At 45.6% G+C, this 1808-nt stretch carries 1 pseudogene; it reads left to right on the top strand.

From position 1 onward, the window contains the following. A pseudogene (locus ACFINO_RS09670) lies at positions 1–1808 on the top strand (hypothetical protein); the annotation flags it as partial.

The following is a 1808-nucleotide window of genomic DNA, read 5'->3' as shown; positions in this document are numbered from 1 at the left end:
AGCGGAGCAAGCCCAACAGAGCACAACAGAAGCCTCTAGAATAGCTTTGGAAGCGAAAGCGGTAGCAGAGTCTGCGGTGCGTTCAGGAGAGACGGCAGGGCAGGTGAGTGGGGAAGCGGTGAAGGGCATAGCACAAGAGGCGAAGCGTAAAGCGGATGAAGCTGAAAAAATAGCACAAGAAGCCAAACAGACAGCAGGTTATGCCAAACATGATGCGGAGCAAGCGCGTAGTGAGGTGGAAAATGCAAAAAGCACAGCGAATGCAGCGTGGAATAAAGCCCACAAAGCGAATGAAACAGCAGATAGTGCTAAGCTTACAGCAAGTTTAGCAGAAACGGCAGGCGAAGAAGCCAAGAAAATAGCGGAGAAAGCCAATAACTACGCGTATGAAGCAAAAGATGAAGCCGGAAAAGCCAAGGAAATAGCCAATAGTGCAAAATATGCAGCAGGAGAGGCGCAAAAGGCAGCTGAAACAGCGGGTAAAAAAGCCGCGTCTTTAGAAGCAGCCGCAGAAGAAGCACAAAAAATAGCTAAAGAAGCCAAACAGACAGCAGGTTATGCTAACCATGATGCGGAGCAAGCGCGTAGTGAGGTGGAAAAAGTAAAAAGCACAGCGAATGAAGCGTGGAGTAAAGCTTACGACGCGAATGAAGCAGCCAATAACGCTAAGACTATAGCAAGATTAGCAGAAATGGCAGGTGAAGAAGCCAAGAAAATAGCAGAGAAAGCCGATGACCGAGCGTATGAAGCCAAGAATGAAGTAGAAAAAGCCAAGGAAATAGCGAGTAATGCAAAATATATAGCAGGAGAGGCGCAGAGGGCAGCCGAAACAGCGGGTAAGAAAGCCGCGTCTTTAGAAGAAGAAGCGGAAGAGGCACAAAAAATAGCCAAGGAAGCCAAGGAGTCTGCTGGTTATGCAAGACATGATGCGACGCAAGCGCGCAATCAGGCAGAAAATGCAGAGAAAATAGCCTCGTCTGCGAGGAGTAGGGTTATTGATATCAATCAAGTGGTTGAGAATTTTAAAGCCCCCGTAAGTTTAGCGCGGATGTACTCAGACGAAGCCAAGAAAAAAGCCGAGTCGGCAGATTCACAAGCCTATCAAGCCAAGAGCGAAGCCGAAAAAGCCAAGGAAGTAGCTGATAGAGCGAAAAGGACAGCAGAAGAAGCCAAAACAACCGCCGATACAATGAAGAAAGAGCTTAGTGGTATCAAGAGTTCTCTGGAAACAGCGACAACAGCTCATACAGTAGCCACACAAGCAAAAAATCTCGCAGAAAAGATAAACACTTTTCTAAAACAGTCTCATTTAACGGTTTTATCAATTTCCACCCCTTTTCTTGTTGCGACAGGCAAAGCGCAATTAACCGTGAAAAAAGGAACCTATCTAACTTTGCCACGAACTCATGATATTTTGGTTGTAAGTTATACGGTAGATGCCAGAATAAGCATGCCGTCTCTTTCTGCGGGCAAGGATTATTATCTTTATTTGGTACCGGAGGGAGATTCTCATAAAATTGTTGTATCAGAAAACTCTACGTATCCAAACGGTTACAGCGTCAATAATTCGCGCAAGATAGGAGGGTTTCATACGCTTTGTGCGGATGTTGGTACGATTTCTGGTCACCCCTTGTCTGGTTATAGGGCAGGGGATATTTTACCCAATTCAGTTTGGTGTTTAAATCACCGCCCTTATAGTTCACCAGAGGGAATGGTCTACGACCCCTCTACAGATCTTTGGGTTGATATTTATCTTCAATCAGGGACGGGTGAAAATACGAAATCAATGTATCGTACCAATATAACAA

The organism is Bartonella sp. AA83SXKL, assembly GCF_042196965.1.
Classification (GTDB): Bacteria; Pseudomonadota; Alphaproteobacteria; order Rhizobiales; family Rhizobiaceae; genus Bartonella.
Note: the sequence above shows the minus strand (reverse complement) of the source record. Positions and strands in the feature narration are given on the sequence as shown.